Source organism: Rhodococcus sp. 27YEA15 (genome assembly GCF_049739425.1).
Lineage (GTDB): Bacteria > Actinomycetota > Actinomycetes > Mycobacteriales > Mycobacteriaceae > Rhodococcus_F.
This window is the reverse complement of record NZ_JBMHHW010000001.1, coordinates 3015662-3032035: the sequence shown is the minus strand read 5'-3', so window position 1 is coordinate 3032035 and position 16374 is coordinate 3015662. Positions and strand designations below refer to the sequence as shown.

The following is a 16374-nucleotide window of genomic DNA, read 5'->3' as shown; positions in this document are numbered from 1 at the left end:
CGAACCGAGGAGGTTTCGATGAGTGTCATCGATGCGCAGATCGCCACATTGGATTCGCAGCGGCCGGAGTGGACGTCGGCCTGTTCACTGAGTCATCTCATCGCCGGACGTGGAGTTGCCGTCTTGCTTCGAGGAGGTGAGCAGGTGGCGCTCTTCCTACTCGAGGACGGTACGTTGCGGGCCGTCGGGAACATCGATCCTTACGGCCGTGCGGCAGTGATGTCCCGCGGTTTGGTCGGCGATCGCGGAGGTGAGCCGATAGTGGTGTCGCCGCTGCTCAAGCAGGTGTTCTCGCTTCTCGACGGCCGAGCGCTCGACGACGAGTCGGTATCGCTGCCGGTGTACGAGGTTCGGGTGTGGGCAGGGGTGGTTCAGGTGCACAGCAGCCGCCAACGTGGTGGCGCACACCTGGTGGGAAGCCACGTCCTGCCGTGAGCGAGGACATGCCGTTGGCTGGATTCACGGTGGGGATCACGGCGTCTCGTCGTGCCGAGGAGTTCGCCACGCTGCTCACCCGGCGGGGAGCGAACGTGCTGCACGCTCCCGCTATTCGCATCATTCCGTTGGCCGACGATCGTGAGCTCGAACGGGTGACTCGCCAGATCGTGGCCGAACCACCTGACATCGTCGTGGCTACGACCGGCATCGGGTTCCGCGGTTGGCTCGAGGCGGCGGACGGATGGGGCGAGGCCGAGAATCTGCGCGGTGCACTGGATTCGGCGCGGCTGTTGGCGCGGGGGCCGAAGACGAAGGGCGCGATACGAGCGGCGGAGTTGCGTGAGGAGTGGTCGCCGGCCTCCGAGTCGTCGGCGGAAGTGCTCGAACATCTTCTGGCCGAAGGTGTCTACGGAAAGACGGTAGCAGTCCAGCTTCACGGGGCGACCAGCGAATGGGAGCCGATTCCGGATTTCTGTCAGGTGCTTCGTGACGCAGGCGCAGCGGTCATCGCAGTGCCCGTCTACCGATGGGAGCCGCCCGAGGACCTAACCCTGCTCGACAACATGATCGACGCGATCTGTGCTGCCGGAATCGACGCGGTCAGCTTCACCAGTGCGCCGGCGGTGGCTTCGCTCCTGATGCGAGCAGATCGAACAGCGCGCCTGGACCTACTGCTCGATGCCCTGCGAGGGCCGGTGACCGCGGTGTCGGTCGGCCCGGTGACCTCGGCGTCGCTCGAGGCGGTGGGGGTTCCGACGACAGCGCCGGAACGAGCCCGGCTCGGAGCACTCGCACGACATATTGTCGATCAATTGCCATTGCGGTCCAACATGATCCAGGCTGGTGAGCACACGATCAGCATTCGCGGTGGTTGTGTCGTGGTAGACGGTGTCGTGCGGCGGCTGCCGCCTGCGGCAATGTCGCTGATGCGCTCGCTCGGTGCCAAGCCCGGGTACGTGGTCTCGCGAGACGAGCTTCTCGCCGTGCTTCCCGGTGGCGGTGAGGACACCCACGCCGTCGAGACCGCGGTGGCGCGGCTGCGAGTATGTCTTGGTGCGCCCAAAGCTGTTCAGACCGTGGTGAAGCGAGGATATCGGCTCGCGCTCGCCCCGGAGGAAGACGCCTGGAGTCCACGTGTACATTCGCGGTGACGACGATGTCCTGGTGCTGGTCGCGCACGGAACCCGCTCCGCTCGGGGTGTGGAAATGATTGCAGCGCTGGCTCGCGCAGTCGGTGCGCGGATCGGACGGACCCGAGTAGCGTTCGTCGACGTTCTCGGGCCGTCACCGTCGGAGGTACTTCGGGCCACGACAGGGCGAGCGGTGGTAGTGCCTGCCTTCCTGGCGTCGGGGTATCACGTTCACATCGACGTCCGGCGAGAAGTTGCCGACAGTGGGCACCGAGACGTGACGGTGACGCCTGCTCTGGGTCCCGATCCCGTGTTGGCAGGTGTCATGATGCGGCGCTTGTGGTCCGCAGGTTGGCGTGACGGTGACGCGATCGTACTGGCGGCGGCCGGATCCTCGGACATTCGCGCGCTGCGCGACGTGCAGCGGGCGGCTGCCTTGCTGGCGGCCGCGTCCGGAACGCGCGTGGACATCGGATACGTCGCCACGGCGGAACCCACGGTGGTCGAAGCTGTCGAGTCGGCGCGGAACAGATCCGGTCGACGAGTCTTCGTCGCCTCGTATCTGCTGGCACACGGGTTGTTCCACAACCGATTGCACAGTGCCGGAGCGGACGGAGTCAGTGACCCACTCGGTCTCGACCCCGAGATCGTGGATCTACTGGCTCAGCGCTGGTCCGCGGTGTCGAGTCCGGTCGCGGGCTCACGCTACTATCGCGAACATGACGACGACGTATGCCGACCTGGTCGCAGCGGTTCGTGAATCCGATGCGAAGGCGCAGGCTCTCATCAGCGGCGTGCCCGACTTGCACGTGCGTGAGCCGTCGGCATTGCCTGGCTGGACCAGGGGCCACGTGATCACTCACATGGCACGCAATGCGGACGCTCTCGGCCGACTTGTGGCGGGAGCGGAGAGTGGTGTGCCGGGCGAAATGTACCCAGGTGGTCCGCCCGCGCGTAACGCTGCGATCGAAGAGGGCGCTGACCGGCCCGCACCACTGTTGGCCGCGGATTACGCCTTCTCCGGAAGCCGGCTCGTGTCGGCGCTCGAGGGTGTCGCCTCGGCGAGTCTGGACGTTCCGGTTCCGTGGCGCAGGCCGATACTCGCCCGAGATCTCCCGATCCTGCGCTGGAACGAGATCGAGATACACCTGATCGATCTGGACATCGGTTACACGTGCCACGACTGGCCGTCGGCGTACGTGGAGTTCACCCTCGTCCGAGAACTGGGATTTTTGTCCAATGCCGCACCGGGGGTCGGTGTTCCGACGCTCTCGGACGCCGAGACGTTGGCGTGGTTGATCGGGCGTCCGACCCGCCCCGGACTACCCACTCTGCCCGATTGGCCGTTCTGAACGGGGGTTCAAAGGTTACGGCTGTTTCACCAGCGTGAATGTCGTCAGCGCAATGGGTTGGCCGCCGCCGGTGAAGTACATGACGCCGTTCCACTTGTTCTGGTTCTGCGCGTCCTGGGTGATCTCGTCGTGAATGAACGCTCCGAGCTGCGGGGACTTGTTGGAGTAGTCCACGTGTACGACCGGCGCTCGGTTGTAGATGCTCGGTCCGGTGTAGACGTCACCGGGGACGGCGTCGATTCCGCCGAGAATGCGATTGCTCACGGTGGTGCCGGAGTTCGCGAATGTCTTTCCCGCCCAGACGAACGACGGAACATTCAAGCCGTTGGTCCCGACGTATCTGCCATCAGTCGGTGTCTGCGCAGATGCGACACCTGTCCCGATCAAGAATGCAGCCACGACTGCTGCTGTCGCGAAAAAGGCGGACCTCGGTTTCACGTTTTATCTCCTTTGGGACAGTCGACCGCGGGCGCGGTTCATATTACGGACATTTCGGTCGTACGGAGGGGGATTGCCGCTCTTGATTCGCGTGCGTGAGCACGGTCGAGCGCGGAGCATCAGCCAGGATAGTGGTGCATATACAACCGCTGACCGCACTTCGCAGTCGTCTGAAATGGGCGTGTCGCGGGAGGCTTTCGGTGTGATCAGCCGGCTCCGCAAACTGCACGGCCGCATCGTGGGTGGAATTTACACGGCCGCGCCGTGGGTGGAAATTACACGGCCGCGCCGTGGGTGGAACCTGCACGGCCGCGCCGTGGGTGCGGACGCAGAGGCGTTCGGTGGCACCGATCGTGACAACACGCGTGATCGCGACGACGCGTCGTCCTATGTGGGCAACAAGATCAGTTCCGCGACGCAGTCGTCATCGGCACCTTCCGGTATCAGGGCGAAGGCGGCGCGCCCGATCAGCCCGGCGAGGTGAGCTGTCCGCACCGACGGGTCGGCACGCCAGCGTCCGTCCGATAGTTGGGTTACCGGAAGCAGGCGCGTGGCAACGGAACTCACGTCCGAAGCGTTGGCGATGACTCCTACCGTCGGGGGAGCCGGTGCACAGGCCGTCAGGGCGGCGACAATTGTCGGCAGCATCGTCAGAAGTGTCGTCACCGCGGCGTACGGGTTGCCGGGTAGTCCGAGAACGACCGCGCCGTCTGGCAATACGGCGGTGATCTGCGAACCGCCGGGCCTGGAGGCTACTCGCCCCACGATTACCCGAGCGCCGAGTCGGCTTAGCGCCGAACGTAATTCGTCGGCGGCGCCGCCGCCGGTAGCGCCGACGATCACGATCAGATTCCCGCCGGATTCGGCGGTCAGTACACTCTCGAAATTGTCTGCGGTATCGCGCAGATGGGTGTTCGAGATGCAGCGGACACCGCTGCGCTCGAGAAGATGCGGAAGTATTGCACCTACCGAGTCGCGGGTCTGTCCCCGCTGTAGCGGTCCGGTACTGCGGATCTCGTCGCCGGTGATCACGAGACGGGCGCGCACGGGTCCGCGGACAGGTGCATCGAATACCTCGCCACTCGATGCAGCGGAAACCAGTGCGGGCGTGATCGTCGTCCCGGCGGGGGCGATCGTGTATCCGCTGCTCCAGTCCTCGCCGCGCAGCCGGGCGTCGTTGCGGCGGGGTACGTCGGGCAGTTCGTGGAGTTCGGGTGGATTGCCGACGACCGTGACGTGCTCGTCACGAATGACGGACGTGGCCCCGGCGGGTAGATGTGCACCCGTTGCGATGCGGGCGGCCTCGCCGTCGGTCAAGGTGAGTGTGCCTGTGGCCCCGGCGATCCGGATCTCGTCCCGAATATGCCATGGACCGGCACCCGCCACGGCGTAGCCGTCCATCGCGGATACATCGGATCTGGGCAGGTCGCCGTGCGCGATCAGAGGTCCGGCCAGGGCCGCACCGAAACTCTCGATCAGTTGTGCGGTACCGGCGGGCATCGGGGTGAGTGCGTTCGTGATCGCGGCGCGGGCAGCGGTGATGCTCAAACGTGGGTACTCGCGGGCCCGGTCGAGGTCGGCCGGGGTGTCGGCGTCAGCGGTGCCCGGCACTCGTAATGTCGAGAACGACGCGGCGACAAGTGCTTTCACAGCGCGATTGTCGAGCGTGTCGGCATGGAGCGTCGACAGGCGGCGGCGCAGTTCGGACACCGTCCATGCGGACAGCAGGAACTGCACACGATCGTTCTCGTCGACGGCGCAGGTCACCGGATGCCGGAGCGAGGTCGCGGCGATCAGGGCATCGACGGCGGATCGCTCGAGGTAGGGCAGGTCCGAAGCCAGCACCATCACGACGGCATCGGCCGGCGTGTCGACGGCGGCCAACCCGGCCGCGATCGCGGCCACCGGCCCACTGCCGATCGGGCTCTCCTGCGTCTGAATCACAGCAGGGGGCAGTTCCGGACGGTGCGGGCCGACCACCACGGTGGTTCCCAGGTGCGAGACGGCCGCCAGTGCGATGTCCAGCATTCGGCGGCCACGGACGTCGAGTGCCGGTTTGTCGAGACCGCCCATCCGTGTTCCTCGCCCGCCCGCGAGAACCAGGGCAAGCGTGGGCCGGTCAGAACTCATGCCTGGCCGTCTTCATGTCGATCCGCCCGTCCCGGATCGGTACACCCTCGAGTTCGAGCTGAGCGATCTGGCGACGTGCGATCTGTGCGGCGGGCTTTCCGGACGCGCCGATCACCCGATGCCAGGGTAGGTCCGCACTGTCGATCCGCATGATCCAGCCGACCGTGCGGGCGCTGGAGAGTCCGGCGGCTTCGGCGATGTCGCCGTAGGTGGCCACGAACCCGGCCGGGATCGACGCGACGAGGCGGCGTACGTCCTCGATCTGTTCCTCGGTGGTCACGGCCATGGGGTCGACCTCACAGCAGCTGTCGGACCAGATCGGCGACGGCGTCCGGGCGAACCTGGGGCACCATGTGGTCGCAGTCGAACGGAACATACGTCAGATTCGATCCGAGGTGGGCGGTCAGGGCCGCCCGGAACTCGTCGGTGACGTACGGCGGCTGGACTTTCATCGCCTGCACCAGGACTGTCGGCGTCGACGGCGGTGGAAGAACCAGTGGCCTGGCCAGTTCTCCCCACGCCGTGACGACGGCCGCCGTCGACAGCCGCCAGTTGACTCGCCCGTTGCCCAGGGGGACCAGGTGCTCGGTGAACTCCTCGTCCAGGACGGCGGTGTCGACTTCACCCCATGCGCCGTGAACCTTCTCCGACCGGGCTTCGGCGGCATCGGTGTAGTCGGGGGAGCCGATCGTCAGTTCGGCGATGCGTTGCATGAGGGTGGGATCCAAGCCGACCGCCGGGTCGAGCAGAACCAGGCCACGGACGCGTTCCGGTGCTTGCGCAGCCAGGTGCAGGGCGAGAAGTGCGCCGAAGGAGTGAGCGAGGATCAACACCGGTCCGCTCGCGTGGTCGTCGAGGGTTGCCTCGAGGTCCGAGACATGGGTGTCGATGTTCCACGGCGGAGCGAAGGTGGAGTGGCCGTGACCGCGCAGGTCAGGGGCGATCCACCTGGCGTCGGGGAGTTGGCGCTCTGCCATGGCCTGCCAGCGTCGACCGTGCCCGGTCAGGCCGTGGAGGGCGAGGATTTCCGGTGATCCGGCGTCGCCGTACAGGTAGGTGTTGAGGGCGCTCACGTCGACAATCATGCCGGACGTGGGCGATGCGTGAGATGTCGGTGCTCTCTGATGGAATGCCGGGGTGAGTGAGACGTCGGTTCGCAACAAGGTCACCGTTCCGCGGGCGCGGTTGGTGCATCGCCTCGCGCCGTCACTCACCTCGCGCCGATGGGACGACGGCACGTCCCGATTGTTCGAGCCGCCGGCCGAGGATTCGTTCATGCTCGCATTCACCGGGGCGTCGCCGTGGAACCCCTGGCAGGTTCTGGGCAGCGCCGGCACCGGCAAGACGTCGCTGCTCGTGGATCTGGCGGTACAGAAGATCTCCGGGGGAGAAGATCCCGAGTCGGTGCTCGTCCTCACCCAGTCGCGTCGAGCCGCGACGCAGGTTCGTGAACAGATCACCGCCGGATTGTTCGGCTTCGAGCAGGAGCGTGGTCCGCAGGCGACTCGTGAACCGTTGGTTCGCACCGTCCACTCCTATGCCTTTGCCGTCCTCCGGTTGCAGGCGGCCGCGCACGGGAACGCTCCGCCGCGTCTGATCACCGGCGCCGAGCACGATGCCGTGATCCGGGAGATGCTGCGCGGTGATCTGGACGACGGCGCCCACTACTGGCCGGAGCGGCTGCGGCCGGCGCTTGCCATGAACGGTTTCGCCGTGGAGCTTCGAGACTTGATGCTCCGGGCCGACGAACGTGGTCTGGGCCCGGAAGATCTGATCAAACTGGGTAAGAAGCACGGCCGTCCGGAATGGGTCGCCGCCGGGAAGTTCGCGCAGGTCTACGAATACGGTGTTCTGCTGCGCGGCAGCGTCGGGGTGGAGGCTCCCGAGGCGACTGCGCCGGCCCTCAATGCGGCCGAATTGATCGGTGCCGCGCTCACGGCGTTCGCCACCGATCCGGACCTCCTGCAGTCCGAACGAACCCGTATCCGGCACCTGCTCGTCGACGATGCCCAGCATCTCGATCCTCAAGCGGCACAACTGGTTCAGCTGATCGGCACCGGCACCGTGAGCACCGTGATCGCCGGTGATCCGGATCAGTCGGTGTTCGGGTTTCGCGGCGCGGATTCCGGCTTCCTACTCGGCCTCGCCGAGCGCGGTGACGAACGCCAGGTCGTTCTACCCGTCACCCACCGCAACAATGCCGACATCGCATCGATCACGTCGAAGATCTCCGCTCGCCTACCCGGCAACCTCGCCCACCGGATCGCGGCGCCCGCGGACCTCTCCGACGACAATCCGGGCACGGCGTCGGTGCGACTGTTGGGCACCACCGCCAAGGAAGCCGCCGTCGTCGCGGACACACTGCGCCGCGCTCACCTACTCGACGGCATCGCCTGGTCGGACATGGCCGTGATCGTGCGTTCGGTGCCGCGAACCCTCGCACCGCTGCGACGTGCACTGCTTGCTGCCGGCGTACCGGTCACCACCGCGGCCACCGAACTGCCACTGGCTCGCCAACACGGTGTGTCCGGGCTACTGCTCGCGCTTCGTGCACTCGGCGGCGACCAGTTCACCGGTGACGACGCCCTTGCGCTGATGGCCGGACCCATCGGCGGCGCCGAGCCGGTCACGTTGCGTCGCCTGCGACGTGGATTGCGCCGCGTCGAGCTGGCGGCAGGCGGCGATCGTGATTCCGCAGAGTTGTTGCGGCTCATCCTGATCGGCGACGATCGTGCACAGTCGAAGCGGCTGATGAGCAAACTCACCGACGTCGAGGCGGCGGCGCTGACTCGGGTGCTGGCAGTGCTGCGCAAGGCCAGGGTTCCCCTCGAGCGTGGGCTCGGAGTCGAAGAGGTGTTGTGGGCGGCGTGGCAGGCCACCGGACTCGAACGGCGCTGGGCGGCGGCGTCGGCGCGCGGCGGGCCGATCGGTTCCCAAGCCGATCGTGATCTCGACGCGGTGGTTGCGCTTTTCGACGCAGCAGCCAGCTACGTGGACAGGCTGCCACGCTCGCAACTCGCCGGCTTCGTCGACTACCTGACCAGCCAGGAGATTCCGACGGATTCGCGCAGTCGATCGGTCATCACGCCGGACGCCGTCACCGTGGTCAGCGCGCATGCGGCGGCGGGTCGCGAATGGGACGTCGTCGCGGTGGCCGGTGTACAGGAAGGTCTGTGGCCGAGCTTGCGTGCTCGTGGGTCACTGCTGCGGATCGAGGCACTCATCGACCTGGTCAACGGGGTGTCCGACGGCAGCGATTCAGCTGCCGAACGACTTTCGCGCACGGCGCCGTTGTTGGCCGACGAACGCAGACTCTTCCTCGTCGCGTGTAGTCGGGCACGCCGCACGTTGCTGGTCACCGCGGTCGAATCGGCGGCGGGCGACACCGATCTGCTGCCGTCGCGGTTTGTCGACGAGCTGATCCGCGGTGACGAATACTCCGGCGACTTCCAACCGGACCGAGAGGTGACGCCCGAGGCAGGCGACACGAGGGTGCTCTCGCTGCCGGCCCTCCTGGCCCAACTCCGCAGCGTCGTGTGTGATCCCGACATCGCGCGCGTCGACCCGGACAAGCACACGCGGGCAGCGCGGCAGTTGGCTCGCCTGGCCGCAGCCGGAGTGCGCGGCGCACATCCCGATCAGTGGTACGGCACCGCCGAACCCAGCACCCTCGCGCCGTTGTGGAAGCCCGAAGACGGCCCGGTGTCGCTATCGCCGTCCACCATCGAACTCCTCGAGACATGTCCGCTTCGTTGGGTGTTCGAGCGGCACGGAGGATCGGACGGAGAGAACACCCATGCGATCGCCGGTACCCTCGTCCATACACTGGTCCAGGCGCTTGCCGGTCGAATTCCTCCGGACCAGGTGGAGAAAGCACTCGAAGATGCCTGGGAATCGATCGATTTGGGCTCGCAATGGTATTCGCGGCGCGAACTCAATCGCACCCGTGAAATGCTGGCCACCTTCACCGCCTGGATGAACGCCACCCGCGGAGAACTCACCGAAATCGGCGTCGAGGTGGCAGTCGAGGGCATCCTCGAACCTCGTGAGGAAGGCGCACCCACCGTGAAACTGCGCGGGCGAATCGACCGGCTCGAGCGCGATACCGAAGGCAGGCCCGTCGTCGTCGACGTCAAGACGGCCCGTAATCCGGTTACCAACGAAGCCACGCAGTCCCACGCACAATTGGCGGCCTACCAGGTAGCGGCGGCCGAGGGAGCGATTGCCGGTGAACCACCGTCCCAGCCGGGCGGAGCCCGCCTCGTCTTCGTCGCCAAGGCCAATCGGAAGGACGGAGCGACGCAGCGTGTGCAACCACCCCTGACCGCCGAGGCAGTCGAGATGTGGCGCGAGGTCATTCACGACGCCGCCGCCGCGACGCAAGGCCCGCAGTATCTGGCGCGGGTCAACGACGGCTGCCGGCACTGCCCGGTGCGGTCGAGTTGCCCGGCGCACGACGAGGGACGGCAGGTGAGCGAGTAGATGTCTGCCGCGACGCCGAAGCTCAGAGCGCCGAAGATCGATCCCGTCGACCTGGCGGTGGCGCTCGGTCAGCATCCGCCGACCCCGGAGCAGTCTGCCGTCATCGCGGCCCCTCTCGGTCCGACGCTGGTGGTGGCGGGCGCGGGGGCAGGCAAGACCGAGACCATGGCGGCCCGCGTCGTGTGGCTGGTGGCCAACGGATACGTCGACCCCGAAGCGGTACTGGGACTGACGTTCACCCGTAAAGCCGCGCAGCAGCTCACCGCGCGAATCCGAAAGCGTCTGGCACGCTTGGCCGGATCCGACGTGTTGCGAGCACTCGATCCCACCGGTGGTGTCCGGGCCCGCATCCTGGCCGGTGAACCCGAGGTGAGCACGTACCACGCGTACGCCGGACGACTGCTTTCCGAGCACGGTCTGCTGCTGCCGATCGAGCCGAGTGCAACACTGCTCTCCGAGACCGAACTCTGGCAGGTGGCGCACCGCGTGGTCAGCAACTGGGATGGCGACCTCGACACCGACAAGAATCCGGGTTCGATCACCGAAACCGTTCTCGCCCTTGCCGGTCAACTTGCCGAACACCTCGTCGACCCGGAGCAACTTCTGGGGGCGCACACCGAGTTGGACCAACTGATCCACACGCTGCCCGCCGGCCCGAAGCAGCGCGGTGGGCCGAGTAAGGAACTTCTCGGCTACCTGGACGTGCAGCACAAGCGAATCGAACTCTTGCCCATCGTCGCTCGCCTTGCCGAAACCTTGCGCCGTGAAGGCGCATTGGACTTCGGTAGCCAGATGTCGCTGTCGGCGCGGGTCGCATCCGAGCATCCGGAGGTGGGGCAGGCCGAACGCGAGCGGTTCCGGGTGGTACTGCTCGACGAGTATCAGGACACCGGACACGCTCAACGCGTGCTGCTCTCGTCGCTGTTCGGCGGTGGCGCGGACTCCGCGCTCGCTCTGACCGCCGTCGGCGATCCGATGCAGTCCATCTACGGCTGGCGCGGTGCTTCGGCAGCGAATCTGCCGCGTTTCGCCACCGACTTCCCACTCTCGGGCACACGCCCGGCGCCGACACTGGAACTGCTGACCAGCTGGCGGAACCCACCCGAAGCACTCGAGCTGGCCAATCTGGCATCCGCGCCGTTGCGCCGGCGGGGCGTAGCCGTCAGTACGTTGCGGGCCCGCCCCGGCGCCACCGCAGGCGATATCCGACTGGCATTGCTCGCCGACGTCGAAGACGAACGCCGCTGGGTGGCGGACAAGATCGCCGAGCAGTACGACGCGGCACGAGCACAGGACAAGCCACCGCCCACCGCTGCCGTGCTGATTCGTCGAAACGCCGACGCGGCTCCGCTGGCCGAGGCGTTGCGGGCGAAAGGACTACCGGTCGAGGTAGTCGGTCTCGGCGGGCTCCTGCACACACCGGAGGTCGCCGACGTCATCGCGATGTTGCGGGTGGTTGCAGATCCGCTCGCGGGCAGTGCCGCCGTCCGGATACTCACCGGGGCGCGCTGGCAGGTCGGCGCGCGCGACCTGGCCGCACTCTCTCAGCGCTCGCGCGAGCTCGCCATCTCGGCCGGATACGGCACGGCCGGCGCGGTCACCGACCCGGCCGCCCTGGCGACCGCAGTCCAGGAATCACTGCCGGGAGAGAACGCCGAGCAGGCGGGCCTGATCGACGCGATTTCCGATCCCGGCCCGGCAGAACGCTATTCCGCGCTCGGATACACCCGGATCAATTCGATCGCAGCGGAACTGGCATCACTGCGTGAACGTATCGGCCAACCGCTGACCGAACTGGTGGCCGAGGTGGAACGTGTGCTCGGCATCGGTATCGAAGCCGGAGCACGCACCCGGCTCGGAGCCGTCGGCACAGCCGGGCGAGAGCATCTGGACGCTTTTGCCGACGTCGTGGCGAACTACGCCACGCGTCCGACGGCCAACCTGGTCGGCATGTTGTCGTTCTTCGCGGCCGCCGAACAGGTCGAGAAGGGTTTGGCGCCAGGAGAAGTGGAAGTAGCGCCGGATCGTGTGCAGATTCTCACCGTGCACTCGGCCAAAGGGCTCGAATGGGAGGTGGTCGCGGTTCCACATGTCTGTGACGGTGTGTTCCCCTCGTCCACTGCCTCCGGTTCGTGGCTCGGTGCTCTTGCGGAATTGCCGCCGTCGCTTCGCGGTGACCGGGCAACGGATGCGGATTCCGCCGACGGCGTACCGGTGCTCGACCTCGACGAGGTGTACAACCGCAAGGACCTCGAGAACGCGATCACCGCGCACAAGAAGTCACTCGGCGATCGTCGGCTCGACGAGGATCGCCGTCTGTTCTACGTCGCTCTCACCAGAACTGAACGGGCGCTGTTCATCTCGGCACATCACTGGGCAGAATCCGGCTCGGATCCCAAAGGGCCCTCGGAGTTTCTGCACGAACTGCATCAGATGGTCACCGCGGACGACGACGCCGACAATTCCCGCGCGCCGATCGGCATCGTCGAAACCTGGGCTCGCGATCCCGAACCTGATTCCGAGAACCCGCTGGCATCCACGCCGCGCACCGCGCAGTGGCCACCGGACCCGCTCGGTTCTCGTCGGGAGGCTGTCGAAGCGGGCGCAGCCAGTGTTCTCGCCGCTCTGGCCGAGCGTGCGAGAGAGCCGGTATGCGCCGCCGAAGACGATACCGATTCCGCCGCCGACGATCCGGAGAACTGGGCATCGGATGTCGACGCATTGCTCGCCGAGCGCGAAGCCAGAGCCTCGGCACGTGCCGAAGTGGTTCTACCCGCCCAGCTTTCGGTGACCCAGCTTGTGGACCTCAAAGCCGATCCGGACGAGTTGGCCGCTCGTCTGCGTCGACCATTACCGTATCCGCCGAACCCACTGGCCAGACGCGGTACGGCCTTCCACGCCTGGATCGAGCGGAGGTTCGGGGCGACGCGTCTGCTCGATTTGGACGAGCTCCCCGGAGCAGCCGACAACAGTGCAGGCCCCGAAACCGACCTGGTCAAGTTGCAGGATGCCTTCCTGCGTTCTCCGTGGGCCAACCGCAGCCCGATGGAGGTGGAAGTACCGTTCGAGACGTCCATCGCGGGAACGGTGCTACGGGGGCGTATCGACGCGGTGTTCGCCGACCCGGACGGCGGATGGACGGTCATCGACTGGAAGACCGGTGCCGAGCCGTCCGCAGCCAACGAAGAGGCGGTGGTGATGCAGTTGGCGGCGTACCGGGTGGCGTGGGCGGAGCTGATGTCGGCGCGGGCCAGATCGATGGGGCGCCGGGAGGAGTTCCCGCTTCACAAGGTGCGAGCCGCATTCCACTACGTCCGATCAGGGCGCACCATCGCCCCGGAGAACCTGCCGGACGGCGCCGCGCTCGCACACCTCATCCGCACGGCCGGCGCCCGCGACGCCGAACCGGACGAGGTGAACTAGCGGGCGTTACGTCGAGCTTTGAGTGCTTCGGTCACCAACGGAATCTGCAGCGGCAGGCGAGCAATGGATCCGATCTTCTGCGGGGTCGAGGTCTTCTTGCTCCGGCACCAGTCCACCGCCATCTGGATGTTCGCCGGGAATACCGCGATGAACAGCGCTGCCGCCAGGGCACCGCCGAGCTTGCGCGTCTTGGGAACCAACAGGGCCGTACCGATCGCCAGTTCCGCCACACCAGAGACCTGGGTGTAAGTGCGCGCAGCTCCGGGCAGTTGCCGGGGCACGGTGCTGTCGAAGAAGGTAGGCGTCGCGAAATGCATGGCTCCCGCGCCGATCAACAGTGCGGACAGACGCAATGCCGCCGCCTGGCTGGGACGTGCGGTGTCGAAACCGTGGAACGAACTCGTGGAGGACATTTCTCCACCCTGCCTCACTGGAGGTCACAGTGCCACTAGGGTGACCACCGGGGCGCCGTACGGTGTGTGTCCCCGAATGTCGGACCCCACCACGTGGGGTTACGCTGCCTGCCGGTATCCGTACGAAGAACGAGTGGGAGTGTCCAGGTATGGCCGGAAGAATCCGGGCCCGACTGAGTAGGTCGGAGGCGTTGTCCGATCAACCGGACTTCGCGCTCGTCGGAGTCCTGCGGATACCCCAGTTCCAGAGCAGTCCGTTCCGAGCCATCTACAAGCGCGTGCTGATAGCGCTCGGGGCACTGGGGCTGGCCGTGGCCATCGTCTACGTGGACCGCTCGGGATACCGGGATGTCCAAGGTGACGAGCTTTCGCTCCTGGACTGTGTCTATTACGCGACGGTGTCGCTCTCGACCACCGGATACGGCGACATCACTCCGTTCACGCCCTCGGCGCGACTGGTCAACGTCCTGCTCATCACACCACTGCGCATCTTCTTTCTCATCGTGTTGGTCGGCACCACCCTGTCCGCTCTGACCGAGAGTTCACGGCAGGCGTTCAAAATTCAGCGTTGGAGGCAGCAAGTGCGCAATCACACCGTCGTCGTCGGTTACGGCACCAAGGGTCGAACCGCGATCGAAGCCATGCTCGGAGACGGCGTCCCGGCATCGGAGATCGTGGTGGTGGACACCGATCAGGCGGTTCTCGATTCCGCCGCCGCCAAGGGGCTGGTGACGGTCTTCGGTTCGGCGACCAAGTCGGACGTCCTTCGTCTTGCCGGAGCGCAGAACGCCGCGTCGATCATCGTGGCCACCAACCGTGACGACACGGCGGTTCTGGTGACTTTGACGGCCCGCGAGTTGGCCCCGAAGGCCAAGATCGCGGCGGCGATTCGTGAAACCGACAACGCACACCTGCTCCGACAGTCCGGCGCGGACTCGGTCGTTGTCTCGTCCGAGACCGCAGGTCGACTCCTCGGTATCGCGACCACCACCCCGACCGTCGTCGAGATGATCGAGGATCTTCTCACTCCGGAAGCAGGCTTCGCGATTGCCGAACGCGCTGTCGAACGCGACGAGGTCGGCGGATCGCCCCGGCACCTGGCGGACATCGTTCTCGGTGTGGTCCGGGACGGACGCCTGGTTCGTGTCGGTTCACCCGAGGTCGATGCGGTCGAGGCAAACGATCGGCTGCTCTACATTCGCCGCGTCACCAACTAGAGAACCGGTGCACGCGGGTAACGGGGGCACTGGACGCCGCGGTGTCACCGCGGCGCAGTAATGTCGTTGCGGTGTACGACTTTCAGCTGAACGAAACTCCATTGCTCTCCCGCTCGAGTGTCGGACGCGCCGAGGAGTTGCGCTCCGACGAAGCCGCTCTCGAGGCCGGTTGGGGTGACGCCCAGTTGTTGCGGGTCAATCCGAGCGGCCAGGTGGTCGTCGATTCGGACGGGAATCTCGTGTTCGGAGCGGCAACGGATCTGGGACCCGAGCCGGTCTCGGGTGCCGTTTTCCTGGGCATTCGTGACGGGCGGCACGTCTGGGCACATCGAGTGACGGTGCTGGCCGGTAGGCTCTCGGAGCTGCGGATACTCGGCGGAACCCTCGGCGACGCCGACGCGGGCATGCTGACCGGTGCGGTTGCCATCCTCAACTGGCACGACAGTGCGGGCTTCAGCGCGATCGACGGTGCACCGAGCCGGCCCACGATGTCCGGGTGGTCGCGCATCTCGAGTACGACCGGCCACGAGGAGTTTCCGCGTACCGATCCTGCCGTCATCTGCCTGGTTCACGACGGCGGCGATCGCGTTCTGCTCGCCCGTCAGCCGACGTGGCCGGAGCGTCGGTTCTCGATTCTCGCCGGATTCGTCGAGGCGGGGGAATCGCTCGAGACGTGCGTCATCCGAGAGATCAAGGAAGAAGTGGGCGTGGACGTCCACAGCGTGCGCTACCTCGGAAGCCAGCCGTGGCCGTTCCCGCGCTCCTTGATGCTCGGATTCACGGCGATCGGCGATCCCGCCGCGCCGCTGCTCTTCGCGGACGGGGAGATCGCCGAAGGCTTCTGGTTCACCAGGGCAGAGGTACGCAAGGCTCTCGAACTCGGCGACTGGGCGTCCGATGCCGACACTCCGCTGCTACTGCCGGGTTCGGTGTCCATCGCGCGCGGAATCCTCGAGAGCTGGGCGGCAGTCCGAGCGTGAGCAGGCTGCCGCCGCCTGCTCACTTCTTCAGCGACGCGAGGGCGTCTTTGACCTGGTTGAGCGAAGGGTTGGTGGCAACGCTGCCGTCGGCGTACTTGACCGTGGGGACCACGTGGTTGCCGCCGTTGACGCTGCCGACGAACTCGGCTGCGGCGAGGTCGTTCTCGATGTCGATCTCGGTGTACTCGATACCCGACGCGTTGAGTTGCGTCTTGAGGCGGCGGCAGTAGCCGCACCAGGTGGTCGAATAGATGGTCAGGGCCGGGGTGGTGTCGGTAGAAGTCACGGCCGATATAACACCACGACCGCGGTACTTGTTCCGCGTCCACCCCGGTTCGCGCCGGTCACGGGCGCGGCGAGGGGTGTGTCGG

At 66.4% G+C, this 16374-nt stretch carries 14 protein-coding genes; 8 read left to right on the top strand and 6 right to left on the bottom strand.

The window, feature by feature from the left end:
- Positions 1–18: 18 nt before the first annotated feature.
- The 4 genes from nirD to ABH922_RS14195 are packed head-to-tail and all read left to right on the top strand — an operon-like array spanning position 19 to position 2920.
- Positions 19–435, top strand: a complete 417-nt coding sequence (nirD, locus tag ABH922_RS14210) for a nitrite reductase small subunit NirD (RefSeq protein WP_424807524.1) — start codon at positions 19–21, stop codon at positions 433–435.
- Positions 432–1589 carry a uroporphyrinogen-III synthase gene (locus ABH922_RS14205; RefSeq protein WP_424807523.1) on the top strand — a complete coding sequence of 386 codons (1158 nt, stop codon included), beginning with the start codon at positions 432–434 and terminating at the stop codon, positions 1587–1589. The genes nirD and ABH922_RS14205 overlap by 4 nt, the downstream gene beginning before the upstream one ends.
- Complete coding sequence (locus tag ABH922_RS14200; RefSeq protein ID WP_424809677.1) at positions 1579–2328, top strand: sirohydrochlorin chelatase; 750 nt, start codon at positions 1579–1581, stop codon at positions 2326–2328. Before ABH922_RS14205 ends, ABH922_RS14200 begins: the two co-directional genes overlap by 11 nt.
- Positions 2288–2920 carry a maleylpyruvate isomerase family mycothiol-dependent enzyme gene (locus ABH922_RS14195; RefSeq protein ID WP_424807522.1) on the top strand — a complete coding sequence of 211 codons (633 nt, stop codon included), beginning with the start codon at positions 2288–2290 and terminating at the stop codon, positions 2918–2920. Before ABH922_RS14200 ends, ABH922_RS14195 begins: the two co-directional genes overlap by 41 nt.
- A 15-nt stretch (positions 2921–2935) precedes the next feature.
- Here the strand turns inward: ABH922_RS14195 and ABH922_RS14190 are convergent, their stop codons facing one another.
- The 4 genes from ABH922_RS14190 to ABH922_RS14175 all read right to left on the bottom strand — a co-directional run bounded on the left by ABH922_RS14190 (position 2936) and on the right by ABH922_RS14175 (position 6570).
- Positions 2936–3358: a hypothetical protein gene (locus ABH922_RS14190; RefSeq protein WP_424807521.1), complete on the bottom strand. Its 423-nt coding sequence runs from the start codon at positions 3356–3358 to the stop codon at positions 2936–2938.
- A gap of 387 nt (positions 3359–3745) precedes the next feature.
- On the bottom strand, positions 3746–5488 hold the full coding sequence (locus ABH922_RS14185; RefSeq protein ID WP_424807520.1) for an NTP transferase domain-containing protein: 1743 nt from the start codon (positions 5486–5488) through the stop codon (positions 3746–3748).
- Complete coding sequence (locus tag ABH922_RS14180) at positions 5478–5774, bottom strand: MGMT family protein (RefSeq protein ID WP_424807519.1); 297 nt, start codon at positions 5772–5774, stop codon at positions 5478–5480. The genes ABH922_RS14185 and ABH922_RS14180 overlap by 11 nt, the downstream gene beginning before the upstream one ends.
- 10 nt (positions 5775–5784) lie before the next feature.
- Positions 5785–6570, bottom strand: coding sequence for an alpha/beta fold hydrolase (locus ABH922_RS14175; protein ID WP_424809676.1), 786 nt, complete (start codon positions 6568–6570; stop codon positions 5785–5787).
- Positions 6571–6625: 55 nt separating this feature from the next.
- Between ABH922_RS14175 and ABH922_RS14170 the strand changes: the two genes are divergently transcribed.
- The gene (locus ABH922_RS14170; RefSeq protein ID WP_424807518.1) at positions 6626–9970 is read left to right on the top strand and encodes an ATP-dependent helicase; all 3345 of its coding nucleotides are present in this window, start codon (positions 6626–6628) and stop codon (positions 9968–9970) included.
- The gene (locus tag ABH922_RS14165; RefSeq protein ID WP_424807517.1) at positions 9971–13393 is read left to right on the top strand and encodes an ATP-dependent helicase; all 3423 of its coding nucleotides are present in this window, start codon (positions 9971–9973) and stop codon (positions 13391–13393) included.
- On the opposite strand, the gene ABH922_RS14160 is transcribed toward ABH922_RS14165, so the two are convergent.
- Positions 13390–13806, bottom strand: a complete 417-nt coding sequence (locus tag ABH922_RS14160; protein ID WP_424807516.1) for a DoxX family protein — start codon at positions 13804–13806, stop codon at positions 13390–13392. The genes ABH922_RS14165 and ABH922_RS14160 overlap by 4 nt on opposite strands.
- 149 nt (positions 13807–13955) lie before the next feature.
- Between ABH922_RS14160 and ABH922_RS14155 the strand changes: the two genes are divergently transcribed.
- A complete protein-coding gene (locus ABH922_RS14155) occupies positions 13956–15023 on the top strand; it encodes a potassium channel family protein (RefSeq protein ID WP_424807515.1) in 1068 nt (355 codons plus the stop codon).
- 71 nt (positions 15024–15094) lie between these two features.
- Complete coding sequence (gene nudC, locus ABH922_RS14150) at positions 15095–16003, top strand: NAD(+) diphosphatase (protein WP_424807514.1); 909 nt, start codon at positions 15095–15097, stop codon at positions 16001–16003.
- A gap of 19 nt (positions 16004–16022) precedes the next feature.
- Here the strand turns inward: nudC and ABH922_RS14145 are convergent, their stop codons facing one another.
- Complete coding sequence (locus tag ABH922_RS14145) at positions 16023–16289, bottom strand: mycoredoxin (protein ID WP_424807513.1); 267 nt, start codon at positions 16287–16289, stop codon at positions 16023–16025.
- Positions 16290–16374: the final 85 nt, after the last annotated feature.

Bases quoted from the DNA above. Each gene is read 5' to 3' on its own strand.
- ABH922_RS14180 (WP_424807519.1), bottom strand. From the start codon at position 5,774: ATGGCCGTGACCACCGAGGAACAGATCGAGGACGTACGCCGCCTCGTC.
- ABH922_RS14165 (WP_424807517.1), top strand. From the start codon at position 9,971: ATGTCTGCCGCGACGCCGAAGCTCAGAGCGCCGAAGATCGATCCCGTC.
- ABH922_RS14185 (WP_424807520.1), bottom strand. From the start codon at position 5,488: ATGAGTTCTGACCGGCCCACGCTTGCCCTGGTTCTCGCGGGCGGGCGA.
- ABH922_RS14160 (WP_424807516.1), bottom strand. From the start codon at position 13,806: ATGTCCTCCACGAGTTCGTTCCACGGTTTCGACACCGCACGTCCCAGC.
- ABH922_RS14195 (WP_424807522.1), top strand. From the start codon at position 2,288: ATGACGACGACGTATGCCGACCTGGTCGCAGCGGTTCGTGAATCCGAT.
- ABH922_RS14155 (WP_424807515.1), top strand. From the start codon at position 13,956: ATGGCCGGAAGAATCCGGGCCCGACTGAGTAGGTCGGAGGCGTTGTCC.
- nirD (WP_424807524.1), top strand. From the start codon at position 19: ATGAGTGTCATCGATGCGCAGATCGCCACATTGGATTCGCAGCGGCCG.